The sequence below is a fragment of the Nocardia sp. TBRC8007 genome, assembly GCF_056629435.1.
Map to the genome: position 1 here is coordinate 1 of NZ_JBWSOR010000017.1, position 23,300 is coordinate 23,300.

The 23,300-nt window shown below is 64.4% G+C and carries 21 protein-coding genes; 9 read left to right on the top strand and 12 right to left on the bottom strand.

The window, feature by feature from the left end; genetic code table 11:
* Positions 1 to 332: 332 nt before the first annotated feature.
* On the top strand, positions 333 to 1,595 hold the full coding sequence (locus ACX4ZE_RS14700; RefSeq protein ID WP_480273977.1) for an IPT/TIG domain-containing protein: 1,263 nt from the start codon (positions 333 to 335) through the stop codon (positions 1,593 to 1,595).
* Between the two features lie 371 nt (positions 1,596 to 1,966).
* Here ACX4ZE_RS14700 and thiD read toward each other — a convergent pair whose 3' ends face one another.
* The 8 genes from thiD to ACX4ZE_RS14740 all read right to left on the bottom strand — a co-directional run bounded on the left by thiD (position 1,967) and on the right by ACX4ZE_RS14740 (position 11,063).
* Positions 1,967 to 2,812 carry a bifunctional hydroxymethylpyrimidine kinase/phosphomethylpyrimidine kinase gene (gene thiD, locus ACX4ZE_RS14705; RefSeq protein ID WP_480273978.1) on the bottom strand — a complete coding sequence of 282 codons (846 nt, stop codon included), beginning with the start codon at positions 2,810 to 2,812 and terminating at the stop codon, positions 1,967 to 1,969.
* A gap of 380 nt (positions 2,813 to 3,192) precedes the next feature.
* A complete protein-coding gene (locus ACX4ZE_RS14710; protein ID WP_480273979.1) occupies positions 3,193 to 3,984 on the bottom strand; it encodes a thioesterase family protein in 792 nt (263 codons plus the stop codon).
* 209 nt (positions 3,985 to 4,193) lie between these two features.
* Positions 4,194 to 5,846 carry a phosphomethylpyrimidine synthase ThiC gene (gene thiC / locus ACX4ZE_RS14715; protein ID WP_480273980.1) on the bottom strand — a complete coding sequence of 551 codons (1,653 nt, stop codon included), beginning with the start codon at positions 5,844 to 5,846 and terminating at the stop codon, positions 4,194 to 4,196.
* A 208-nt stretch (positions 5,847 to 6,054) separates the two neighbouring features.
* Complete coding sequence (gene fahA, locus ACX4ZE_RS14720) at positions 6,055 to 7,233, bottom strand: fumarylacetoacetase (RefSeq protein ID WP_480273981.1); 1,179 nt, start codon at positions 7,231 to 7,233, stop codon at positions 6,055 to 6,057.
* Positions 7,230 to 8,426, bottom strand: a complete 1,197-nt coding sequence (locus ACX4ZE_RS14725) for a homogentisate 1,2-dioxygenase domain-containing protein (protein ID WP_480273982.1) — start codon at positions 8,424 to 8,426, stop codon at positions 7,230 to 7,232. Before ACX4ZE_RS14725 ends, fahA begins: the two co-directional genes overlap by 4 nt.
* 191 nt (positions 8,427 to 8,617) lie before the next feature.
* A complete protein-coding gene (locus ACX4ZE_RS14730; RefSeq protein ID WP_480273983.1) occupies positions 8,618 to 9,442 on the bottom strand; it encodes an exodeoxyribonuclease III in 825 nt (274 codons plus the stop codon).
* A 36-nt stretch (positions 9,443 to 9,478) separates the two neighbouring features.
* On the bottom strand, positions 9,479 to 10,483 hold the full coding sequence (locus ACX4ZE_RS14735) for an N-acetylglutamate synthase, CG3035 family (RefSeq protein WP_480273984.1): 1,005 nt from the start codon (positions 10,481 to 10,483) through the stop codon (positions 9,479 to 9,481).
* Positions 10,476 to 11,063 carry a peptide deformylase gene (locus ACX4ZE_RS14740; protein WP_480273985.1) on the bottom strand — a complete coding sequence of 196 codons (588 nt, stop codon included), beginning with the start codon at positions 11,061 to 11,063 and terminating at the stop codon, positions 10,476 to 10,478. Before ACX4ZE_RS14740 ends, ACX4ZE_RS14735 begins: the two co-directional genes overlap by 8 nt.
* Positions 11,064 to 11,291: 228 nt before the next feature.
* Between ACX4ZE_RS14740 and ACX4ZE_RS14745 the strand changes: the two genes are divergently transcribed.
* From ACX4ZE_RS14745 to ACX4ZE_RS14765, 5 genes are all read left to right on the top strand, one after another.
* Positions 11,292 to 11,639, top strand: a complete 348-nt coding sequence (locus ACX4ZE_RS14745; protein ID WP_480273986.1) for a DUF3263 domain-containing protein — start codon at positions 11,292 to 11,294, stop codon at positions 11,637 to 11,639.
* Between the two features lie 47 nt (positions 11,640 to 11,686).
* Positions 11,687 to 12,238: a LytR C-terminal domain-containing protein gene (locus tag ACX4ZE_RS14750; RefSeq protein ID WP_480273987.1), complete on the top strand. Its 552-nt coding sequence runs from the start codon at positions 11,687 to 11,689 to the stop codon at positions 12,236 to 12,238.
* 146 nt (positions 12,239 to 12,384) lie between these two features.
* Positions 12,385 to 13,068 (top strand): superoxide dismutase[Cu-Zn], encoded by a 684-nt coding sequence (gene sodC, locus ACX4ZE_RS14755; RefSeq protein WP_480273988.1) that lies wholly within the window; start codon positions 12,385 to 12,387, stop codon positions 13,066 to 13,068.
* A gap of 12 nt (positions 13,069 to 13,080) precedes the next feature.
* Positions 13,081 to 14,226 carry a glutamate--cysteine ligase gene (locus ACX4ZE_RS14760; protein WP_480273989.1) on the top strand — a complete coding sequence of 382 codons (1,146 nt, stop codon included), beginning with the start codon at positions 13,081 to 13,083 and terminating at the stop codon, positions 14,224 to 14,226.
* A gap of 63 nt (positions 14,227 to 14,289) precedes the next feature.
* Complete coding sequence (locus ACX4ZE_RS14765) at positions 14,290 to 15,654, top strand: DUF5933 domain-containing protein (RefSeq protein ID WP_480274047.1); 1,365 nt, start codon at positions 14,290 to 14,292, stop codon at positions 15,652 to 15,654.
* On the opposite strand, the gene ACX4ZE_RS14770 is transcribed toward ACX4ZE_RS14765, so the two are convergent.
* Together ACX4ZE_RS14770 and ACX4ZE_RS14775 are read right to left on the bottom strand one after the other, a co-directional pair.
* A complete protein-coding gene (locus ACX4ZE_RS14770) occupies positions 15,645 to 16,940 on the bottom strand; it encodes a hypothetical protein (protein ID WP_480273990.1) in 1,296 nt (431 codons plus the stop codon). The two genes, ACX4ZE_RS14765 and ACX4ZE_RS14770, sit on opposite strands and share 10 nt — an antisense overlap.
* Before the next feature lie 124 nt (positions 16,941 to 17,064).
* Positions 17,065 to 19,416, bottom strand: a complete 2,352-nt coding sequence (locus ACX4ZE_RS14775) for an AAA family ATPase (protein ID WP_480273991.1) — start codon at positions 19,414 to 19,416, stop codon at positions 17,065 to 17,067.
* 391 nt (positions 19,417 to 19,807) lie between these two features.
* Here ACX4ZE_RS14775 and ACX4ZE_RS14780 point away from each other — a divergent pair, with 391 nt between their 5' ends.
* Positions 19,808 to 20,317 (top strand): hypothetical protein, encoded by a 510-nt coding sequence (locus ACX4ZE_RS14780; RefSeq protein WP_480273992.1) that lies wholly within the window; start codon positions 19,808 to 19,810, stop codon positions 20,315 to 20,317.
* 116 nt (positions 20,318 to 20,433) lie between these two features.
* On the opposite strand, the gene ACX4ZE_RS14785 is transcribed toward ACX4ZE_RS14780, so the two are convergent.
* Entirely contained in the window at positions 20,434 to 20,826 is a 393-nt protein-coding gene (locus ACX4ZE_RS14785; protein ID WP_480273993.1) for a hypothetical protein, read from the bottom strand.
* Positions 20,827 to 20,892: 66 nt separating this feature from the next.
* On the opposite strand from ACX4ZE_RS14785, the gene ACX4ZE_RS14790 reads away from it, so the two are divergent.
* On the top strand, positions 20,893 to 21,138 hold the full coding sequence (locus ACX4ZE_RS14790; RefSeq protein ID WP_480273994.1) for a hypothetical protein: 246 nt from the start codon (positions 20,893 to 20,895) through the stop codon (positions 21,136 to 21,138).
* 471 nt (positions 21,139 to 21,609) lie between these two features.
* The gene (locus tag ACX4ZE_RS14795) at positions 21,610 to 22,065 is read left to right on the top strand and encodes an SRPBCC family protein (RefSeq protein ID WP_480273995.1); all 456 of its coding nucleotides are present in this window, start codon (positions 21,610 to 21,612) and stop codon (positions 22,063 to 22,065) included.
* Positions 22,066 to 22,195: 130 nt separating this feature from the next.
* On the opposite strand, the gene ACX4ZE_RS14800 is transcribed toward ACX4ZE_RS14795, so the two are convergent.
* Positions 22,196 to 23,224 carry a beta-ketoacyl-ACP synthase III gene (locus ACX4ZE_RS14800; RefSeq protein ID WP_480273996.1) on the bottom strand — a complete coding sequence of 343 codons (1,029 nt, stop codon included), beginning with the start codon at positions 23,222 to 23,224 and terminating at the stop codon, positions 22,196 to 22,198.
* Positions 23,225 to 23,300 lie beyond the last annotated feature (76 nt).

Sequence of the window (23,300 nt, forward strand, 5' to 3'; positions counted from 1 at the left end):
GAGCCATCGGTTTCATCGGAAATGAAGTTGGTAGTTTCTGGGTCGCGCTCCTCCAACTGGTCCACAGATCGTCGAATCGATTGAAGCCGTCTACAGGGCCGGAATGCTCAACCGGCCTTGCCTGATCGTGATCGATGACGGTTTCTCCAAGGATGTGGCGGTGTGGATGCGATGTCCAGTGGAGCAGCGGAGAACCGGACCGGGGATTGTTGCGAAACTGCCACCAGGGATGCGTTGCGAAACCGCCACCGTCAGTGGGTTACTGGGTAAAAGAGACGAAACTAGCTCTACAAATGTTGCAGTACAACGACTTTCAATCTTAGAGGTCTCTGATGGCGCCTGTTCTCACCTCGCTCAACCCCAGTTCCGGTCCCACCTCTGGCGGTAACACGGTACAGATATTCGGCAGCGGATTCGCTGGCGCAGGCCCGTTGGCCGTGCGGTTCGGGGCGACGGCAACTACCTTCACCATTATTTCCGACACCCAGATCGATGCCATCGCCCCACCAGGTGCTGGCACCGTCGAGGTCACCGTTGCCGCTCTACTGAACGGCACGAGCAATCCGCTGCCCTACACCTACGACGGCGCAGGCCTGCTGTTCTTCACCGACGGCGGCACCGATGTGTATTCGGTGCCGCAGACCGGGGGCACACCAACCTTGCTGGCGACCGGCCTGGTTGCTTGCCAAGGTCTCGTCCGGGTCGGCAACCTCCTCTATATCTGCGAGCGAGGGGCCAACCGGGTATCGACGGTGCCGACCACCGGCGGCACACCGGCCCCCTTGGTGACTGGTCTGTTGATCCCCGAGGATCTCACCGTCTCCGGTAGTACCCTGTTCATCACCAATGCGGGTGCTGGTCAGGTGGTGTCGGCGCCGATCACCGGCACTGCCACCCCCACCGTAGTCGCCACCAGCCCCACCAGCGTCTTCGGGATCACCGACGGAATACCCACCCAATCCGGGCTCGCCCCGATCGCGGCGGCTCTCCTGGCTCCGCCCGTGCTCACCGCGCTCAACCCGATTTCCGGTCCCGAATCCGGTGGCAACACGGTGGAGATCTTCGGTAGCGGGTTCACCGGCCCGTTGACTGTGCGGTTCGGGGCGACGGCGACTACGTTCACCATCGTCTCCGACACCCAGATCAATGCCATCGCCCCACCCGGCACCGGTACGGTCGGTGTCACCGTCACTTCCGTGGACGGCACCAGCAACTCGCTGCCCTACACCTACGGCGGTCTGCTGTTCTTCACCGATGCCGCCACCAGTGCGTATTCGGTTCCGCAGGCCGGGGGCACTCCGACCCTGCTGACGGCCGGTCTGAGCGGCGGCACATTCCTCGTCCGGGTCGGCAACCTCCTCTACATCGGCGAGGGCATAGGGAGCAATCAGGTGGTGACGTTGCCGGTGACCGGTGGTGTGCCGACCCCCCTGGTGACCGGTCTATCGCTCCCCGTGGGCATCACCGCCTCCGGCAGCACCTTGTTCATCGCGAACCGGGGTACCGGTCAGGTGGTGTCGGCACCGATCACCGGTACCGCGACCCCCACCGTGGTCGCTACCAGCCCCACCAGCGTCTTCGGGATTACGATTTGAGCATCGGCCTCGACCGCTGGACTGTGTGGCACGGCCGATATCCCCTCGGACCGTCGCCGCACAGCCTGGCGGGGCCACACAGTCGATACAACGGGCGGGCAGCCCCGGGTGTGGTCGCGGGGGTGGACACGGTCGCCTGAGGCACCACGCATGCGCCGAGATCGCACTGGCGGTACGGACCCAGCTCTCGAACTCCATCGCACTCCTCGAGCTGGGCGTTGCGACGGCCGCTGGAACTCGAGCGGTGTAGGCGGACCGCTGCGTCTGAGGTCGATACGGGCGGCTATCGGGTCTGTCTGTACCGCAACGCTATTGGCTCGCGCGAAATCACCGTCGGCCAGCACTTCGAGTCATAAACCCCAGTCAGAGAGTCAGTATCGATGCAACCGCCACAGCGGGGACACCGGTCCGTGGCCCGCACCGAGATCGTAGGACGCGGCAAGGCAACGGCGGGTCCACTCCTTGGCGAATTCCATCGCCTCGGGAACCGAATGACCGTGCGCCAGCGCACAGGCGATCGCGGCGGCCAGCGTGTCGCCTCCGCCGTGATCGTTGCCCGTGGTGATGCGCGGCGCGGTGAACTCGAGGAACTGCTCGCCGTCGAACAGCAGGTCGGTGCTGTATTCCGAGGAGTGCAGGTGCCCGCCCTTGACGATCGCCCAGCGCGGCCCGAGCTTGTGCAGCGCCTGCGCCGCGCGTCGTGCGGAAACCTCGTCTTCGACGCCGATACCCGTGAGCAGTTTGACCTCGTCCAGATTCGGTGTCACCACGGTCGCGAGCGGAATCAGGGTGTTGCGGACCGCGTCCAATGCCTCGGCGTGCAGCAGCGCATCACCGTGCATCGAGGCCGCGACCGGATCGACGACCAAGGGGATCGAGCCATCGCGGCCGATGCCGATCTCCTGGCACACTGCGGCGACCGCCTCGATGATGGCGGTGGAGGCCAGCATGCCGGTCTTGGCGGCATCCACGCCGATATCTCCGGCGACAGCACGCACCTGATCGGCCACGATCCGCGGCGGAATCTCGTGGAAACCGCTGACTCCCACTGTGTTCTGCACGGTCACCGCAGCTACCGCCACCAACGCGTGCACCCCGCACAATGCCATGGTGCGGGTATCGGCTTGGATTCCGGCGCATCCGCCGGAGTCGGTGCCAGCAATGGTGAGCGCCCGGACGGGAGTCTGCCCCTCAGCGGGCAATGGCAGCAGTTTCACCTCATCAACCCTACGGACGCCTGGAGCAGGCACCACGGGTAACCGGACCCTGCTGCTGTCCGCCGCGTGCGGAACGTAGCGGACGGCAGCATACGGTAGTCCATCTGATTTGCCCGATAGCCATTGGCGGCGGTGATGACTCGCTGAAAGTGCGGCCGCCGAGTAGACGCAGGACAGAGCCCGGTGGATCAGGGGTATGCACTTTCAGACCCCTGCGGAACCGGTGATGACGGCAGGGCGAGGAAAATTCGTGAAGTGCTGGAGGTTTATGGCTAATCTTCGCTGCCGGATCGAGCGCGCGGAAAGGCGGTTCGCTGAATCCACGTGCCGATAAATCTGGTCGCGCCGTTCTCTCGCTCCCGCCAGTGAACCTGTCTCGGCTATCGGCCGCTGAGGAACAAGGTTTGCGTACTGCGGCCCAAAGGGCCCTTTTCGTCGTAGAGCGCTGATTCGGTCAGGCCTATGCCGTGCGGCTGGGGATGGGTGACGGCATCGAGGCAGACCCATTCACCCTCCGGTTGACGGTGCAGGTTAACCGTCAGATCGGTGTTGATGAACAGGTAGCTCGACCAGTCCAGTACCGAGCTGACACCATTGCCGGAATCGGCGGCCGCGAGGGTGCGTTCCAGTGGGCTCGGTTCGGTGCCCGCGACGATGGGGTGTTTGAGTCTGATCCAGCAGAGTGCGGGGCCGGGGTCGGTGAAAGAGCCGGTGACGAAGCGGTATTCGATGGCGGTATGGAAGCCGACCGGCTGGTCGGAGGGGAATCGCACGGATGTCGTTTGTTCGGGGAACGGGCGTACTCCAGTGGGGAGAAGGTGTTCCGGTAGGGACAATTCCGGATCGGCGCGTTTGAATCGCCAGGCATTCGCCCGCATTACCGGTCCGCGCTCGGTGGACAGTGTGGCTTCGATCAGTTCCACGCTGCGGCCGGGGCGGGCGACCCGTGCTGCCGCTGTCAATGGTGCCAGCGGTACCGGGCCCAGGATCTCTACGGCGACGCGCCCGACCTGGAACCCTGGCCGTGGCTCGCATCGTTCGATCACGTGACCGAGCAATGCCGAGGGCGGACCCGCGTGCTGGGCGTCCGGCGACCAGGGGCCACGGGTGAGTTCGGTGGAGAGGAACCGATCCGGGCGCTCCGGATCGGGCAGGTAGAAGGCATCGATCACGTTGTTGCCGTCCTTCGGGCCGGTCGGTCGGTCATGTACTGACCGTAACCGGCGTTCCGATCGGGACGGTGGCCGGATCCGGGGGCGACCTTGTGACTCCTGGTCTGAGGTCCGGCGGGTGTTGCACATGGCCCGGTGCTGCCGGAGATTGTTCTGATCGTGCCAGCGGAGCCGCCGCCCGCCGGAACGTGGCGGGCGGCGGATGTCCGTTACGAGACGACAGGCAGGTAGACCGCATTGCCGTTGTCGGCGAACTCGGCGGATTTCTCCGCCATGCCCGCCGTTAGTGCTTCGGCTTCGGTCAGTCCCTGCTTGGCGGCGTATTCGCGCACGTCGGCGGAGATCCGCATGGAGCAGAACTTCGGGCCGCACATGGAGCAGAAGTGCGCGGTCTTGGCCGGTTCGGCGGGCAGCGTCTCGTCATGGTACTCGCGTGCGGTGTCCGGGTCCAGTGCGAGGGCGAACTGGTCGCGCCAGCGGAATTCGAAACGCGCTGTGGATAGGGCATTGTCGCGGTTCTGTGCGTGCGGATGCCCTTTGGCGAGATCGGCGGCGTGCGCGGCGATCTTGTAGCTGATCACGCCCACTTTCACATCGTCGCGGTTGGGTAGACCGAGATGTTCTTTTGGGGTGACGTAGCAGAGCATGGCGGTGCCCGCTTGCGCGATGATCGCGGCGCCGATGGCCGAGGTGATGTGGTCGTAGGCGGGCGCGATATCGGTGGCGAGCGGACCGAGGGTATAGAACGGCGCCTCCTCGCACAGCTCCTCTTCTATCCGCACGTTCTCCGCGATCTTGTGCATCGGCACGTGGCCTGGGCCCTCGATCATCACCTGCACGCCATGTGATTTCGCGATCGTGGTCAGTTCGCCCAGGGTGCGCAGCTCGGCGAACTGGGCTTCGTCGTTGGCGTCGGCGATGGAGCCGGGGCGTAGACCGTCGCCGAGGGAGAAGGTGACGTCATAGCGCGCGAGGATCTCGCACAGCTCTTCGAAATTCGTGTACAGGAAAGATTCCTGGTGATGGGCCAGGCACCACGCCGCCATGATCGACCCGCCGCGGGAGACGATCCCGGTCACCCGCTTGGCGGTCAGCGGGACGTAACGCAGCAGCACGCCCGCATGCACGGTCATGTAATCCACGCCCTGCTCGCACTGCTCGATCACCGTATCGCGGTAGATCTCCCAGGTGAGCGCGGTCGGATCGCCGTTGACCTTCTCCAGCGCCTGATAGATCGGCACGGTGCCGACCGGGACGGGGGAGTTGCGCAGAATCCACTCGCGTGTTTCGTGGATGTTCTTGCCGGTGGACAGGTCCATGATGGTGTCCGAGCCCCAGCGGGTTGCCCAGACCATCTTCTCCACTTCCTCGGCGATGGACGAGGAGACTGCCGAGTTGCCGATATTCGCGTTGATCTTGACCAGGAATTTCTTGCCGATGACGGCCGGCTCCAGTTCCGGATGCTTGTGGTTGGCCGGGATCACCGCGCGGCCCGCTGCCACTTCGTCCCGCACCAGCTCCGGCGAAACTCCTTCGCGGGCGGCGATGAACCGCATCTCCGGTGTGATGATGCCCTGGCGGGCCCAGGCCAGCTGGGTGTGCGGACCCTCTACCTGGGGTTTAGTCCAGGTGTCGCGTAGTTTCGGTAGACCGGCTTCCAGATCGATGACCGCCGTGTCATCGGTGTACGGACCCGAGGTGTCGTAGACGTCGAAGTGCTCACCATTGGTCAAGTTGATCCGGCGCACCGGAATGCGCAGCTCATCGACCTCGAGATAGTGCTTGACGCTGCCCTCGATGGGGCCGGTGGTGACGCTGTCGACAGGCGCGTTTCGGCCGTCGGACGCAGTGACGGATGCCATTCTTCCTCCCTACGCCGGCATTACCCGGTCAGGTTCATACGGTCGACGACCCTGGCGCCTCTCGGCTAGCCGTCCTCTCAGCCCGCTGGTGCGAGCACCCGCTGGTCTCGTGAAATCTTCTCCCGACCATACCTGGGCGATGACATGTGCGTTCGGCGTGTCGGCGGATAGCGGTGGATTCTTCGGCGAAGCCTGTGATTTCGGGGCATCAGCGCAGCTGGGCGGATCGGATACGGCCGGTGACTTCGCCCAGTCCGATTCGTGCCGAACCTGGGCCAGGAGCCGACGCGGTGATGGTGACCTCGTCGCCGTCTTCCAAGAAGGTACGCTCCTGTTCATTCACTCGAACAGGTTCGCTGCCGCCCCAGGTTAATTCGATGAATGAGCCACGTTCGTGCGCGGCGGCACCGGAGATGGTGCCTGAGGCGTACAGGTCGCCGGCACGGATGGACGCGCCGTTCGCGGTGAGGTGGGCCAGCATCTGTGCTGGTGACCAGTACATCTGGGCATAGGGCGGATATGCGACCGGTTGGCCGTTCCACGTCACGGCGAGATCGATGTCCAGGCCCCAATGCTGCGTTCCGCGCAAGTAGGGCAGCGGAGTGGGGGATTGTTCCGGCAGCGGTATCCGGGCGGCCTGGAGGGCGGCCAGCGGGGTGATCCACGGCGACATCGAGGTCGCGAAGGATTTGCCGAGGAACGGGCCGAGCGGTTGGTATTCCCATGCCTGGATATCGCGGGCGGACCAGTCGTTGATGAGCGCGACACCGAAGACCCGGTCTGCGAACTCATCGATATCGACCGGTACGCCGAGCTCCGAGCCGAGCCCGATCACGAAACCGAGCTCGGCCTCGATGTCCAGCCGCAGCGAGGGGCCGAAATCGGTTGCGCCCGAAGTGGTTCTGCGCTGACCGCAGGGACGTACCACCTCGGTGCCAGAGACCACCACAGTTCCCGCTCTGCCGTGGTAGCCGACTGGCAGGTGGCGCCAATTGGGCAGGAGCGGATCACCGTCTGGGCGAAACATCCTGCCCAGATTCGTCGCATGCTCGATGCTCGCGTAGAAGTCCACATAATCGCCGATCCGCACCGGCAGCCGCAGCGCCACATCGGCAACTGGATGCACTGCGGCCGCGTCGATCTCGCCGTCCACGAGTTCGCGCACCCGTTCGCGCACTTCGCGCCAGCGTGTCGGGCCCTGGGCCAGGAAGCCGTTCAGTTCCGGCGCCGCGAAAACCGGAGCGTCGAGAGTCGCGGCCAGATCGATGACCTGATCGCCGTACCGCACGCCTACCCGGAAATCCTTTCCGGCCGGGGCAAACACCCCATAGGGCAGATTGTCCGGACCGAATCGGGATTCGGTGGGCACCTCGACCCGGATCCTCATGCGGGCCCCCGTCCGGACCAGGTCCATGGGTAGCCGGGGTCTTCGCAGGCAAGCGCGCCTTCACCCAGTTCGAGCGGCCGGAAAGTGTCGACCATGACGGCCAGTTCGTCGAAGTACTCGACGCCGATACTGTTTTCGTAGGCGCCTGGCTGCGGTCCGTGGGCGTAGCCGCCGGGGTGCACCGATACCGAGCCCTGCGTGATGCCGGATCCTTTACGAGCCGCGTAGTCCCCGCCACAGTAGAACATGATCTCGTCGGAGTCGACGTTGGAGTGGTAATACGGTACCGGGATCGACAGCGGGTGATAGTCCACCTTGCGCGGTACGAAATTACAGATGACGAAGTTGTTGCCCGCGAAAGCCTGGTGGACGGGCGGCGGTTGATGGACGCGGCCGGTGATCGGTTCGAAGTCGTCGATATTGAAGGTGAACGGATACAGACAGCCGTCCCAGCCGACCACGTCGAACGGGTGCGTGGCGTAGACCATGCGGGTGCCGACGATCTGTCCAGCCGGGCGGTGCTTGACCAGGACCTCCACGTCGGTGCCTGTCGCGGCGCCCGGCTCGGTCGGGCCGTGTAGATCGCGCTCGCAATACGGGGCATGCTCGAGCAGTTGACCGAACCTGGACAGATACCGCTTGGGCGGTGTGATGTGACCGGTGCCCTCGATAACATACGCGCGCAATGGCTCCGGTCCCTCGGGCAGCCAACGGTGGGTTGTGGCGCGCGGGATGAGCACCTGATCGCCCTGCCGCGCGGGCAGCGGACCGAATACGGTTTCGACCAGCGCGGCGCCGGATTCCACGTACACCAACTCGTCGCCGATGGCGTTGCGGTACAGCGGCGACTCGCGCTCGGCGACCACGTAGGAGATGCGCACGTCCGCGTTGGCTAATAGCAGCCGCCGTCCGGTGACCGCGTCGGTCTCGGCTGGAGTGCTATCGGGGAACAGGGCGTGCAGGCGTAGATGTCGATGGCGCAGCGGGTGGTTCGGTGTGGTTGATTGATCGGGTAACTCCCAGACCGTCGAATCGACGAGAGCAGGTGGCAGTCCACGGTGATAGAGCAGGGCGGAGTCGCCGGAAAAGCCCTCCTCGCCCATCAACTCTTCGTAGTAGAGCCGACCTTGCTCATCGCGAAGCTGAGTGTGCCGTTTCGGTGGTATCACACCCACGTGCCGATAGAACGTCATGCTCGTATTTCTCCGCGGGACGATGGTCGGATAGTCGATCACCATCGTAGTGATGGGAGCTGGTAGCAGAAGTGGAATCAGAAGCTGTGTGCATTAATTTCACCGCTTCCACCGCTGTTCACCTGGCGAACTATCGGCTGATGGCCGGGTATGTCGGATAAATTGCCGTTCGGGCATTATGCTGAGTGTGCTTATCCGTCGTTCGCGGCGAATTCGGCGACCACCGGAGCGTGATCGCTGGCACCTTTGCCTTTGCGTTCCTCGCGGTCGACCGCCGCTTCGGTCACGCCCGCGGACAGCGTCGGGGAGGCGAGGATGAAATCGATGCGCATTCCTTCTTTACGCGGGAAGCGCAGCTGGGTGTAGTCCCAGTAGGTATAGACACCGGGACCTGGCGCGAACGGCCGCATGATATCGGCGTACCCGGCATCGATCACGGCGTGGAAAGCATCGCGTTCGGGTTGGGAGATATGCGTTTTGTCGGCGAAGTACTCCACCGACCACACGTCATCGTCGGTCGGTGCGATATTCCAGTCGCCCACCAGCGCGATCTTCGCCTGTGGGTCCGCAGCCAGCCAGCGGGCCGCATTGTCCCGGAGCGCGGCGAGCCATGCCAATTTGTAGGCATAGTGCGGATCATCCAGTGCGCGACCGTTGGGCACATACAGGCTCCACACCCGCAGGTCACCGCAGGTGGCCCCGATCGCGCGAGCCTCGACCACCGGATTGTCGAGCAGCGATTCCCCGGCGGTCTTGTCGAACCCCGGTTGATCCGGAAAGGCGTACTCGATATCGGTGAGGCCGACTCGGGAGACAATCGCGACTCCATTCCACTGGTTGAGGCCGAGATGGGCCACCTCGTAGCCGAGCGAGTCGAAGCGTTCGAACGGGAACTGGTCATCCCGGCACTTGGTCTCTTGGATGGCCAGCACATCGATGTCCTGCCGGTCGAGCCAATCGGCGACCCGGTCGATTCGGGAGCGGATCGAGTTGACGTTCCAGGTGGCGAGACGCACAGTGATCTTTCCTTCGTGAGCGGGGACGGATCTGTTCTATCTCAGGCTGCCCGGTTCAGTGAAAGGTGCGGGTGCCGCGTAGCGGTAGGCGTGATGTTCGAGGAAGCCGAGCCGGCGATACATCGCGCATGCGGCTGTGTTCGTAGCCGCCACCTGCAGGTAGGCATGTGTAGCACCGCGACAACTACCCCAGCGCACCAGTTCGGCGCAGATCAGCGCGCCGAGGCCGTGCCTACGGTGTGCGGCGGCAACGGCTACGCAGGCGAGGCCGACCCAGCGTTTGCCGTCCGGTGCGGTGGTGAGCGCGCCGCGGCCGATCGCGAGGGGGCGGGGCAGGCCGAGTGCGGCGAAGCCGAGTTCGCCGTCGTGGATCGCGGTAAGCACGTCGGTATCTGGTGTGGGGGCCGAAACTACCTGCCCGGCGGGATCCTCGCCGCTGTAGCGGTGTAAGCCCAGCCAGTTGTCGTCCGGCTCGGGAGCGATGCGCACCATCGAAGGCCCTTGCGGCAGGACGAAATTGTCGATATCGATGGCCAGCACGAGCGTCTCTCCCTCGCTGTGCCAGCCGTGCGGGACCATCGCTAGCCGATCGGGCAGTGCGAGTTGCAGGGGCAGGCCGTGCGCGGTGTACCACGCGCCGATCCGATGCAGTGTCTGCGCGGACATGGCGGCAGGCTGCGCGGAGCTACCTAGTGGCACAGCGGAATTCGCGCGCCGAGTGTAGCCGTGGCCCGCGCGCGCCAGCCAGCCGTCGATCCAGGTGTGTGCGGTGCCGGGCCAGGCCGAGGCAGCGGCAGCTTCCAGCGCGCGGATCTCGGCCGTGCGGATCGGTCGGGGTCCGATAGCCTTCAACGCGACTACTTGATCGAATGTCACCGAGACGACCCGACCGTCGGCGCCACGCACAGTCGGCGGATCCAGGCAGAGGAGTTCGCCGATCACATCGGTCAGCGGCTGGGGATAACCCGCAGGAAGCCGGTAGCGCAGCACTACACGGCGGCCGATCGGGATATCGGGCAGGTGGGCACCGGGATCAGTCATCGTGCCCGAACGGGTCGGGGTCGGTGCCGGGCAGCCAGTTCAGACCCGGTGTGCCCCAGCCGTTGCGTTTGATCGCTTTTTTCGCCGCTCGTGCGTTTCGGCCGATCAGCACATCCACATAGAGATACCCGTCGAGATGGCCGACTTCGTGCTGGAGCATGCGGGCGAAGAAACCTTTGCCCTCCACTTCGACAGGTGCGCCGTGTTCATCGGTCCCGGTTACCTTGGCCCATTCGGCGCGGCCGGTGGGGAACTGCTCGCCGGGCACCGAAAGACAACCCTCTTCGTTGTCGGGATCGGGCATGGTCTCCGGGATATCCGAGGTCTCGAGCACCGGGTTGATCACCGCTCCGCGGCGGTGGGTCGCAGTACCGTCCGCGGCGACTTCAGGGCAATCGTAGACGAACAAGCGCAGCCCGATCCCGACTTGGTTGGCCGCGAGCCCGACGCCGTGTGCCGCGTCGAGAGTGTCGTACATATCCGCGATGAGCGGAGCCAATTCCTCCGGTGATTGGGTGACTCGAGTGGTCGGGGTGTGCAGAACCGGGTCGCCGACGATCACGATCGGGAGGATTGCCATGGGCCAATTATGGCCGTGGGTTCCCAGTCTGAGCATTCCGGGTGTTCAGAGGGTGACACGCTCTATTCGCAGGTAGTGAACACGCCGTGACGTGAGCCGTGGCATCCGTGGCAGGCGTGGTTGAATGATCCGGAACGCACACGACCAGGATGTGCGTGGTCGGGCACGTGCATGATCCGGAATAAAAGCGACAGATTTCGTCTGGTGGATACTCGGCGAGGGAGCGAGATGGACGGCGCAGTGGCACGGAATCCTTCCGTGGTCGAGGGCGGTTCTTCCGTGAGCGAAGATGTCACGGTGACGACCGGCCTCGTCGGGAACGTCGACGGTCTGAGTCGTCGTGAACTCGATATCTTGGCCTTCGAGCGGCAATGGTGGAAGTACGCCGGCGCAAAGGAAGAAGCCATTCGCGAGCTGTTCGGCATGTCGCCCACTCGGTACTATCAGGTGCTCAATACCGTGGTCGACCGACCAGAGGCGTTGGCTGCCGATCCGATGCTGGTGAAGCGGCTGCGTAGGCTGCGCGCGAGCAGGCAGAAAGCGCGAGCGGCGCGACGACTCGGTTTACGGGTCTGACCGGTGATGCGGACCCGGATTCGCCCGGCAGGACTAGGCTCACCAGGGTGAGTTACCCGAACCCCACCCCTGGTGGGCTACCGTTGCGTGCGCTGGCGATGGTGCTGATCGCACTGGCCATCGTCTTCGCGGTCCTCGGCGCGATCTCGCTGTCGAATTCCGACGCTGGTGTCTCCAACGCATCGGGGACCGACGCGCCTTCGGCGACCACTCGACCGGAGACTTCCAGCGTGGTCGCGGCGACCAGCGTTGCGGCGAGTACGTCGACGCCCGAAGTGCCGCCCGCGATCACTCCTCCGGCCCAGGCCGCAGGCCCAGCGGTCCGTTCGGTGCCGGTACGAGTACTCAACAACAGCATGATCACCGGGCTCGCGGCCAAAACGGCCAACCGGCTCGCGGCGAGTGGGTGGACGATCGCGGAGACGGGGAACTTTGCTGGCACGAATATCCCGGAGACCACCGTGTTCTACGGTAATGCGCCCATAGCCGAAGAGGCGGCGCGAGCTATCGCGGCAGAGCTCGGCGCTGTGGTCGCCCCGAATTCCAGTGTGGTCGGAGGCTCGGGGACTGGTGTCACGGTGATCGTCACGGGCAACTGACCCGATATTGCGCACAAGCCCGGTGGCGGCACAGCACACGGCCCTGTCGGGGCGCGACAGGGCGGTCGTGGCATCATCTTGTCCGGTAGCGAACCTGTCCACTCAGCTTTACTCGTAAACTCGGTACTCGTAAAGGAGTTCCCCGAATGGTCTCGTCCACAACTCGTCGCCTGTCTTGGCGGACTGTGACCCCGATGCTCGCGGTCGCGGTCTTCGGCCTCGCAGCCTGCTCGAACAGTCAGGAATCGAGCGACGTCAAGGGAACGACCCCGCCGGTATGGACCTCTTCCCCCGCTCCGGCGGGCGAGTCGGGGACCGGGCACGGCGCGCAGGGCAGCGGTGGCCAGCTGACGGCGGAGTTGAAGGACCCCGAGGGTGCTTCGGTCGGTACCGCGAGTTTCGCCCAGGAAGGCGGCCATCTCCAGGTCACCGTCAAAGCGCATGGGCTGCGTCCTGGTTTCCACGGTTTGCATATACATCAGGTGGGCAAATGCGAACCGGATTCGGTCGCGCCGACCGGCGGCCCGGCGGGCGATTTTCTTTCCGCCGGTGGACATCTGCAGGTCGGCAGCGCCAACGCGCATCCGGCCAGTGGTGATCTGACCTCGCTCGAAGTGCGTTCCGACGGTATGGCCGAGTTGGTCACCACCACAGACTCCGTCACCCTGGACGACATCAAAGGCAAGTCCCTGATCGTCCACGCCGGCGCTGACAACTTTGGCAATATCCCCGGCCGTTACGGACGTGCGGGCGGCGCGACGGGCCCGGACGAGACGACCCTGGCCACGGGTGACGCGGGTGGCCGCGTCGCATGCGGCGTCATCGAGTAGAACTGGTGGCATATGACCGGGGCAGGAATCGAACACGTTCCATTCCCAGGCTCGCCCCGGCCCACCATCGGGGTCGAGTGGGAGATCGCCCTGGTGGACAAGACAACCCGTGATTTGTCGAATACCGCTGCGACAGTTTTCGACTCAGTCGGTGACCTGCGCGCACACGACGGCACACCTCAGGTCACCAAGGAGTTGCTGCGCAACACCGTGGAAATCGTCACCGGCGTACACGATACGGTCGGCGCAGCGGTCGAGGATCTGACCAGCACTATGAACACGGTGCGGCGGGTGGCCGACTCGTTCGGTGTCGATTTGTTCTGCGCGGGCACTCACCCGTTCGCGCAGTGGTCGGCTCAGCAGCTGACCCGCTCGGAGCACTACGACGAGCTGATCGAGCGCACGCAGTGGTGGGGTCGTCAGATGATGATCTGGGGTGTGCATGTGCATGTCGGGATTTCCCACCGAGACAAGGTCTTTCCGATCCTGAATTCACTGCTGCTGTCCTACCCGCATCTGCTTGCGTTGTCCGCCTCTTCACCGATGTGGTCTGGAGCGGACACTGGTTACGCCAGCAATCGGACATTGATGTTCCAGCAGTTGCCGACCGCGGGCCTGCCGTTCCAGTTCGAGAACTGGACGCAATTCGAGCATTTCGTATACGACCAGCTCAAGACTGGCGTATTCACCCAGCTCGGCGGCATGCACTGGGACATTCGCCCGGCACCGAAGTGGGGCACCATCGAGGTACGTGTATGCGATGGGATATCCACGCGCACTGAGCTGGCCGCGATGGCCGCGCTCATCCACTGTCTGATCGTCGATCTGGATCATCGTGTGGAGAATGGCGAGACCCTGCCCGCTCTTCCGCCGTGGCATGTGCAGGAGAACAAGTGGCGGGCTGCCCGCTATGGTTTGGACGCGATCATCATCACCGACGCCGACAGCAACGAGCGACTGGTCACCGATGACCTCGACGACCTGTTGAACAGATTGGAGCCGACAGCCGCACGGCTCGGCTGTGCGGCGGAGCTCGCGCTGGTCGCCGAGATTCCGAAGCGGGGCGCCTCCTATCAGCGGCAGCGCCGGGTTGCCGCAGCGGCTCAGGGCGATTTGATCGCGGTGGTGGATGCGTTGGTCGGGGAGCTGAATCAGTAGCATTGTGGGATAGCTCATTGTTGTTCAGCTGGCTAAAGGGGCGGTGTTCACCCTCCATTTACTATTAGCGACGTGCTTGTCGAAGACCCGGGTGCCGGAGTGGGAGCAGCAGCGCCGAGCAGTCGAAGACGGCGGACCGGCTCTTGGGTCGCGGTGATAGCAGCGACCGTACCTGCCCTGCTGATCGCGTTGCAGGTGGTCGCGGCTCGACAGGGATTCGAAGGTCCTTTGGCGAGTCTGTGGCGAGATTACCTGGGCACGCCGAAATCCATGTCGGTGCCGTGGGCCGGGTTGTTTCTCGCACTGGTGGGCATTTCGGTCCGGCGCCGGCTGGTCGCGGTAGGCCCTGCGGTGGTCATCGATGTGGTGTGGGCGGGTTTCCGGCTATTGACCGGGGCGCCGTTTGCGATCGGCAACGGCCCGACTCTCGTACTCACCGCGCTGGGACTGCTGGCCTGGCTACGCTGGACAGGCGTCGAACGCCGCGACGCCCTGCGTTCGGTCGCGCTCGGAGCGCTGCTCATTCTGGCTACCAAGGTCGGCGACGTGTGGTTGCACATCACCGTGCTCAGCCGCCCTGCGGTATTCGACGAGTATGTGCTCTTGGCCGACCGCGCATTGGGCGATCCGGCCTGGGTCTTCGGCCGCGTGGTCGATGCGCTCGGGCCAGTGGGCTATGCGGTACTGCATTGGGTTTATATCGAGCTGCCGGTAGCGGCGATCGTCGTGGCCGTCTGGCAGCTGCGCCGCGTGGTGCCGACGCGGCAGTGGCCATCGCACTATCTGGTGCGTACCTTCCTCGCGCTCGGGCTCATCGGACCCCTGATCTACGTGCTGTTCCCCGTTGTCGGCCCGATATTCGCGTTCGGTCCGGAGGGCAGCGGAATGCAGGTGGGCGATTACTGGCCTGCTGTGGTGCCGCCGATCGATCGGAATCCGGCGCCGCTGCTATTCGACGCGCAGACTCCACGTAACTGTATGCCGTCCATGCACACAGCGTGGGCATTGTCGCTGTTCCTGCATACCAGGCGAGACATCGACGGCAGTCCCGCTCCGCGCTGGCTGCGCTGGGGCGGGACATTCTGGTTGGTGGCCACCTTGGCGGCTACCTTGGGTTTCGGCTATCACTACGGTGTCGATTTGGTCGCGGGTGCAGTGTTGTGCCTTACCATCGAGTCGGCGTTACGTGCTCCAGAGCGTGGCTGGGGATGGTTCCGGGTCCGGCTGGTCGCCGGTGGTGCGGTGGTACTGGCCGCGCTGTTGTTGTCCTATCGGTATCTCGCGGTGGTCATGGCCGAGTACCCGATGCTCGCGGGCACTGTTGTGCTCGGGCTGCTGGCCGGATCGATCGCAGCGTTCCACATGACCTGGTTCGCGAGCGCGCGAGTGCCGCGGCAGACCGCCCTGAGTTCGGAGTGCTATCGATAATGATCCGCTTCTGAGCCGCCCTCGGAATGCGCTGTGTCAAGTGGCCGGAGTTTGTACAGTAAGATCAGTCCGATCGCGCTACCTATGACGATGGCGAGCGCGGCACGTCCTGGTAGGGCACCGTGTATCTGCGTATCGTGGCGCCAGTCCGAGTTCGCGTTCGGCAGCGCCGAGATCACGGTAGGGAGATAGAGTGCGGTGATCGCGAGAACCCCGCTGGGCGCGTAGCGCGGCCGTGCCGTGCCGCAGCAATAGCCTGCGGTCACCGCGATGACGGCGCTGACCACGGCGAACGCTGCGGGGCTTGTGACCGTCGGGGTGATTATGGCGGAGATCGAGAGGCTCGTAATGAGCAGAATGGCGAGAGTGGCCGAGGGCAGCCGACACCCGACCGCGACACCGATGGCCGTCAGTGCGAGCAGTACTACTCCGCCCCAGCTGGGCTGTGTCGTATAACCTACCGCACCCACTACCGAGGTGAAACTCACGGCCAAGTACACGCCAGTGCCGTCGCGGCCGGGCAACAGCATGGCCGCGGCTGTCGCGCTGACAATCGTCGCGGCCACGATGACCCCGATCTCCACCGTATGGCTCGCTGTGGGCAGCTTGTCGTACTGGTGGCTGAGCCATGCGGTGCCCGCTAGGGTGGTCAGGGCGAGCACCATCGCAGCGAGGATCGGCGCCACCGGCAACGTGATCGCCATCTGCGGTTCTTCCAGCTTCTCGGTGCGTTCCCAGTTGCGTGCGATACTGAGCACTAGCAGAGCCAGAGCTATTTCGACCATCCAGTGTGGTGGGGTCTCCAGCATCGCGTACGGATTCCGTTCGATACCCATGAATTCCGCGAGGTCGCCGAAGCTGAAGAATCCGACGCCGCCTACCGCGAACGCCGCGCCGGTCAGTGGTCGGCGGAGCACTGCGGCGCCCAGCCCACCGAGCACCACCGCGGCGCACATCGAGTCGATGTAGTTCTCTGTGGTGAGCATCTCGGCTGACGGAGATCGCCCGCCCGCGATATGGTTGAGCAACTGCACCAGCAGGGCGACCGCTGCCGCGATCCAGCCGGCCAGCGGCTGGGCGGTCATGGTGACCAGCACAGCCGTCGTGACCGCGAAGACCACCGCCAGCGCCGAGCTGCGCGGCGCGCTGTCGAGCAAACTGATGATCTGATACGGCGTCGCCTCGCCGTAGGTATCGATGGCGTCCGGCAGAAACAGCGTGATCCCCGCGACCGCGGCTGCTGTGCAGGCCGTCGTCGCGTCGACCACCTCGCCGACTCTGCGCACGACTGTCGAAGATACCCGCGATGCCCCTGGTATCCGACGATTATCGCGGACTTACCGGTGCATGTCTCGTGGTTGAAGGATTCGTCAGAATCTGTTGCCGGGTTTTCCGCGAAGTTCGGCTCGGCTAGAGATAGCGGCTTTCACTTCCCGCTACGTGCTCGCGATTGCGCGCGTAGCGGCGCAGCGCATCGAGCTGAAGCGGGTCGAGTGAGGGGCGTACGACTGCCTTACCTGCCAGGATGTCGGTCGCGGAAACGTCAGCGGCATCCACATTCCGGCGCATCGCTGCGAGCGCTGCCTCGCGCAGTAGGGCGGTGCAGTCGGCGGCAGAGTATCCGTCCAGCTCTTGGGCCAGTGCGTCGAGGTCGACATCGCCGGCCAATGGGACCGTCCTACTCACGGTACGCAAGATCTCTCGCCGGGCCGCGGTGTCGGGTGGCGGTACGAAGACCAATCGTTCCAGCCTGCCCGGACGCAGTAGTGCCGGATCTATCAGTTCCGGCCGGTTGGTCGCGCCGAGCACCACCACATCGCGAAGTGGCTCTACACCGTCGAGTTCGGTGAGTAGTGCCGCTACCACCCGGTCGCCGACACCGGCGTCGGCGCTTCGACCGCGGCGCGGTGCCAGCGCGTCCACCTCGTCCAGGAAGATCAGCGAAGGTGCGGAATCACGTGCGCGCTGGAACAATTCTCGCACCGCGCGCTCCGATGAGCCGACCCACCGATCCATCAGTTCGGCCCCCTTGACCGCGTGCACGCTGAGCTGGCCGCTGCCAGCCAACGCACGGACCAAAAAGGTCTTGCCACAACCGGGCGGGCCGTAGAGCAATACGCCGCGCGGTGGATCGATGCCGAGGCGAGCGAACGAATCCGGGTGGCGCAGCGGCCACAGCACTGCCTCGGTCAATGCTTGTTTGGTCTCTGCCATATCGCCGACGTCATCGAGACTCAGGCTACCGATGGCGAGCGCTTCCATCCCCGACCGCGACAGTGGCCGGATCACCGCGAGCGCCCCGAGCAGGTCCGGCTGGGTGAGCTGCGGTTCGCCGTGCTCCTTGGCTCGGGAAGCCGCGCGCAGCGCCGCCTCCCGGCACAGCGCTGCCAGATCGGAAACTACAAAACCAGGGGTGCGTGCTGTGATCTCCTCCAGTCTCAAGGCCGATGTCGGTACTTGGCGTAGCAGCTGCTCCAGCAGGGCTTTGCGCACCGCTGCGGTCGGCAATGGCAGCGCGAGCTCGCGGTCACACAGGTCTGGCGCTCGCAGCCGCTGATCGATCCTGGCCGGATGCGCGGTGGTCGCCAAGAACGCGACGCACGGTTCGGCGATCGCGGCACGCAGTTGGTCGAGGATGAGTGTGGCGACCGGTTCGGCGTCCACCGGCAGTAGAGCGTCGATATCAGTGATGAGCAGGACACCCCCTTGACCGGAGCCGATCTCGGCCACCGCCTGGGCCACCTCGCGCAGCCGGGTACCGCTCTCGGCCGCACCGATGACCGGACCGTCCAGCTCCACTATCCGCCGCGGCGAGGTAGCCGCGCGTGCCAGTGTGGTCTTGCCCACCCCGGCAGGGCCGGTGATCAGCACACCGAGATGTGGTCGTGCCCCGAGTGTCCGTAATAGTTCCGGCTCGTCCAAGGCGAGGCTGAGCCATTCGGTGAGCTTCGCGGCTTGGCCACGCACGCCGACCAGGTCCTCGAACGATACGCGTGGTGTGGTGTTCTTGGCCGCCGTGGTCCGGCCCGTCGTGGCGGCGTTGGTGCCTGCTGCCGTGCAGAAAACAACGGCCTCGGTGGCTCCGCGCGAGGCCTCGCCGACCGGAATCGGCGTTCCGGCTGATGCCAGATCGGCGGCGTCCCGCGCGGCGACCACCCCGGCCCCCCAGACAACCGCGGTGTTCGGTTGGATGCTCACCGGTCCACGTGGGTCGGTGGCGGTAACTGTGAGCAGTTCTGTGGTCCACGCGATACCGAAGGTGCGGGAAAGTGCCTGGGTGGCTGCCGTGGAGCTGGTGTCGGGGCCTAGATCGCGGGGCAGAAGGGAAACCGCGTCGCCCACTGTGACCACCTTGCCGAGCAGCGCCTGGCGCAGCGTCGTGGCTGGAATCGCGCGGGTGGCATGCACTGAGCCGCTGACCGAGACCTGTCGCGCGCCGTGCACTGCCGCGGGGGTGACGATTACTGTCGCGTTCTCGCGCAGCCCGGCGTTGGACAATGTGACATCGTCGAGCAGCGCGATCCCGGCGGGTGTTCCTCGGCGCGCGAAGCCTGCCACCGCTGCCGTGCGCCGCACGCCGACCAGCGCGATCCCATCCCATTCCCGCAGTCCGAGCGCGGTCAGTACTTCCGGATGCAGCCGGACTACCCCGCGCCGAGTATCGGCGGCGGAAGGGTTCAGTCGGGCGGTGAGCGCCAGTTCTGCCACGGTGTCATTCTGCCGTGGATTCCCGCCGTAGGTCACGATCCGAGTTCCCGCCATAGTGGGCTGAATACTGGTGCGCTTCGGTTCGAGCGGGAGCCGTAGCGATGCTTCGAATTGTTAATGTTGTCACAGAACTGGGTGCGCTGACTATTTACGGCACATGCGGTGGTGCCAGTCGGCTCGCTGTTTTTGTGCTGCCGAGACGGTCTTCCGTAAATAGGGCATGCCACAGTGGCAATCGAAACCCTTCCCAGGTCCACCTGGTCAACGGTAGCGAATTCTCCTGCGATCACCCGATTCGGCTATATTCCGGCAAATCGGTAGCCGGAGTGCGGATGAGGGCTCCGGAGACCGGAAAGTACTGTCTGCCAATAGTTTGACGCGTGTTGTACATTCTTCGGGCGGCCGGTCCATAGGGGACGGCCTGTTCTTGGAGGGGAATCCTGGAATGAAGTTGCGTAAATTCAGTACTGCCATCGTGCTTCCCATCGCCGCTGTCGGTATCGCCGCGGGCACCGCGCAGGCCCAGCCGTCGGCTGTCGACCAGCACATCGCGGTGGTCGCCGGGGCATCAGGGGCGACCACTGTGCCCGCGGCCGTCGCACCCGATGCGGATCAGGCGTTCCAGGCCGCTGCTGCGTTCCAGCCGGCTCCCGCTGCCGCGGCCCCGGTGACCGCCACGCAGGTCGAGCCCGTCGCTGCCAGTGTGCCTGCCGATATCGCGACCGACCCGAACGCGCAGAACTCCGATCCAGTCGCCAATGGCGCCGCGGCGGGCGCGGGGATCGGTGCGGCGTTCGGTGCCATAACCGGTGCGGTCGCCGGACTGCCGCTCTACATCGTCGGCGCCGTGCCACTCGCCGCTATCGGCGCGGTCAACGGTGCGATCAATGGGGCCATTATCGGCGCCCTCATCGGTCTGATCGCTCCGCAGGCTGTGCCGCAGGTGTTGCCCTGATAACCGCTGCACACGGGTAGCAACCAGAAAGGCGGGCAGTAGGTCCGCTGTGGATCGAGTCGAATCCGGCCGCGCTCGACGGGACAGCACCATGTCCCCTCGGGTGCGGCCGGACGTCAATTCGGCACGATCCCGGCGGCGACTGCGACCGGTATGTCGGTCACACTGGGCGACAGGCACACCAGCTTGGCGGTGCCGAGCGCCACGTTCGGACTTCCTTCGAGCGGGTTACCTGGATTCTCCGCCAGGATCTGTTCGATCAACGATCTCTCGACATCGGTGTCCAGCTTTTTGAATCCCCCGCACGTGGTGTCGGACGCGGTGCTGCGCGAGGGGCTGTTCCCCTTCGGCCTGTTCGCCGGTACCTCTATACCGGAGGCCGAGGTACCGGTATCGGCCGAGCTTACGCGCGGTCCGGTCGCACCGGCGGACTCCTCTGCTCCCCCGCAGCCGACCAGCAGGAAACCTGCCGTCCCGATGACCGAGACGATGACGAAAGTTCGCTTCATACTCTGCTTTCCCGCGCATCGTATTGCCGGGACATCCGGCACGTCCGGTGCAGCGTACCGGTCCGTGTGGAAGCGGACGCCGCGATACTCGGCACTGTCGGCGGTGAGTACTTCGGTAGTGGTGCGCACCTCGATGTACGGGATCTGTGTGATCTGCTGGATCAGATCAGAGCAGCTGATTGCGGACCAGGAATTCGTGGTTCCGCGACGAGTGTGGTGATCAGCGGTTGCCGAAATACGATCCTGGTCACGTTCGGGTCGTCATCGACATTCAGGATGGCCGGTTTCGTAGCAGCTGGTGAAGTCACCTGACGAATACGGCGCCTCTCGACATAATTCGGGACAGATGCTCACCGAGGGCTCAGAGCCGGTGGTGCTGGAAGAGATCGAGCTCGGTTGGGGTGAGTAGTCGTTCCAGGCGTTCTTCCTTCGCGGCTGTTTCGGAGCCACGCGATGACATCGATGTGTCGTGGGCCTGTCGCCCATCCTCGGATTCAGTAGCAGGTAGTAACGGAACCTGATTTGCAGGTCGACGATGCAGCAGGGAGCGCAGTTTCACGGCCGATCACCTCACGTTGGGACGTCGAAACTCGGAGGCAGTGTCTGATGCTTCATCTATCTGTCATTGTGCGCCGCCTATTACACCGGCTGTTGTTCGAGCGGTAAAAATGTGACGCAACTGTCTTCTCAACTAAAATGTGCTCTAGAAGTCAGAAATCGTCCGGGCAGATCTTCGTCCGGACAGGCCTTCATCGGCTCGTCGTATGTATCTCGGAGGCAGTCTTGCCGAACAATCTCGAAGTCGCCATCGACATCTCCGCGCCGCCGGAACAGGTGTGGGAGGTGGTCTCAGACTTGAAGCGAATGCCGGAGTTCAGCCCACAGTGTGTGCGTATGGTGATGCTCGGCTCGATCAAAGCGGGCACTTGGATGCTCAACCTCAACCATGACGGCATGAAGTACTGGCCGACCACTGCCCGCATTGTGCGATACGAGCCGAACCAGGCATTTGCCTTTCGGATCAACGAGAACCGCACCGTATGGAGCTACACCCTGGAGCCGACCGAGAACGGTACTCGGTTGATCGAACGCCGGGATGTGCCCAATGGCACCACATGGTTCTCGCGTACGGCGATCAAAGCGGTGCTCGGCGGTGAACTGTCGTTCGAGGACGCACTGGTCCGTGGTATGAACCAGACTCTGGACAAGATCAAGCTCGCGGTCGAGGCACACGCCTGATCATGGAATGTGGCGGGACCGGCTTCGGATGATCACGGAGCCGATCCCGACCTTCCTGGCGCAGGGTATTCGCCGAGGCGGTGTCCCGGTATGCCGATACAGTGCCGGTGCTCGGGCGCGGCGCTGAGCCTTACCGCCAATTGGGCAGGTGCACGACCTGAGCCGCGTAGGACAAGCCCGCGCCGAACGCGATGAGCAGCGCCGCGTCTCCCGGCTTCGACTTGCCTGTGCGCAGCAGCGACTCCATGGCCAGCGGGACCGACGCAGCTGAGGTGTTGCCCGCCTCCTCGATGTCGGTGGCGATCGCGCAGTGTTCGGGCAGTTTCAGCACCCGGGCCATGATCTCGATGATCCGGCCGTTGGCCTGATGTGGGATCATCGCGTCCAGATCATCGGGGGACAAGCCGGCGCGGTCGATCGCGTCGAGGCACACCTTCTCCAAAGAGTGTGCCGCCCATCGGAATACCGCGGTACCTTCCATGGCCATGTAGGGCCTTACCGCGTCCAGACCCTTCTCATCGATTTCCGCGAAGAACTCCATCCAGTCCTTGTCCTGCCGGATGGCATGGTGCTGTGTACCGTCCGAGCCCCAGACCGTAGGACCGATGCCCTGTTTGTCGGAGGGGCCGACGATCACCGCGCCCGCACCGTCTGCGAAGAGGAAGGCGGTGGCGCGATCGGTGGGGTTGACGGTGTTGGTCAGCTTCTCCACGCCGATCACCAGGATATGTCCGGCGGTGCCTGCTCGGACCAAGTCCGATGCGAGGGCAAGCGCGTGGCAGAAGCCGGCACAGCCGGCCGAGATATCGAAAGCGGCGGCACCATTCATACCGAGTTCGGTGGCGATGGGCGGGGCCGCGGCCGGTGTCAGCAGTAGATGTGTCGATGTGGCGACGATGAGGCAATCGATTTGGTCGACCGCGACACCCGAAGATTCCAACGCGTCGCGGGCAGCCGCGACACTCATGCTCTGAATCGTTTCCGATTTGTCGGCGAACCTTCGGGTCTTGATGCCCGATCTGGTCCGGATCCACTCATCGCTCGAATTGATCGGTCCTGCGACCTCGTCGTTGGTGACCACCCGAGCGGGGCGGTAAACGCCGAGCCCGAGAATCGCCGTATGCTCTGCCCCGGTGGTCTGGGCTATGCGAGCAGCCATCTGCGTCTCCTATATACCCTGCGGTGGCGCCGTCAGATTTCCCGAAGCATCGAAATCCGTGACTCTCCGGCCTCTG

Bases quoted from the DNA above. Each gene is read 5' to 3' on its own strand.
- ACX4ZE_RS14700 (WP_480273977.1), top strand. From the start codon at position 333: ATGGCGCCTGTTCTCACCTCGCTCAACCCCAGTTCCGGTCCCACCTCT.
- thiC (WP_480273980.1), bottom strand. From the start codon at position 5,846: ATGGCATCCGTCACTGCGTCCGACGGCCGAAACGCGCCTGTCGACAGC.
- fahA (WP_480273981.1), bottom strand. From the start codon at position 7,233: ATGAGGATCCGGGTCGAGGTGCCCACCGAATCCCGATTCGGTCCGGAC.
- ACX4ZE_RS14725 (WP_480273982.1), bottom strand. From the start codon at position 8,426: ATGACGTTCTATCGGCACGTGGGTGTGATACCACCGAAACGGCACACT.
- ACX4ZE_RS14735 (WP_480273984.1), bottom strand. From the start codon at position 10,483: ATGACTGATCCCGGTGCCCACCTGCCCGATATCCCGATCGGCCGCCGT.
- ACX4ZE_RS14740 (WP_480273985.1), bottom strand. From the start codon at position 11,063: ATGGCAATCCTCCCGATCGTGATCGTCGGCGACCCGGTTCTGCACACC.
- ACX4ZE_RS14745 (WP_480273986.1), top strand. From the start codon at position 11,292: ATGGACGGCGCAGTGGCACGGAATCCTTCCGTGGTCGAGGGCGGTTCT.
- sodC (WP_480273988.1), top strand. From the start codon at position 12,385: ATGGTCTCGTCCACAACTCGTCGCCTGTCTTGGCGGACTGTGACCCCG.
- ACX4ZE_RS14760 (WP_480273989.1), top strand. From the start codon at position 13,081: ATGACCGGGGCAGGAATCGAACACGTTCCATTCCCAGGCTCGCCCCGG.
- ACX4ZE_RS14775 (WP_480273991.1), bottom strand. From the start codon at position 19,416: ATGGCGGGAACTCGGATCGTGACCTACGGCGGGAATCCACGGCAGAAT.
- ACX4ZE_RS14780 (WP_480273992.1), top strand. From the start codon at position 19,808: ATGAAGTTGCGTAAATTCAGTACTGCCATCGTGCTTCCCATCGCCGCT.
- ACX4ZE_RS14785 (WP_480273993.1), bottom strand. From the start codon at position 20,826: ATGAAGCGAACTTTCGTCATCGTCTCGGTCATCGGGACGGCAGGTTTC.
- ACX4ZE_RS14800 (WP_480273996.1), bottom strand. From the start codon at position 23,224: ATGGCTGCTCGCATAGCCCAGACCACCGGGGCAGAGCATACGGCGATT.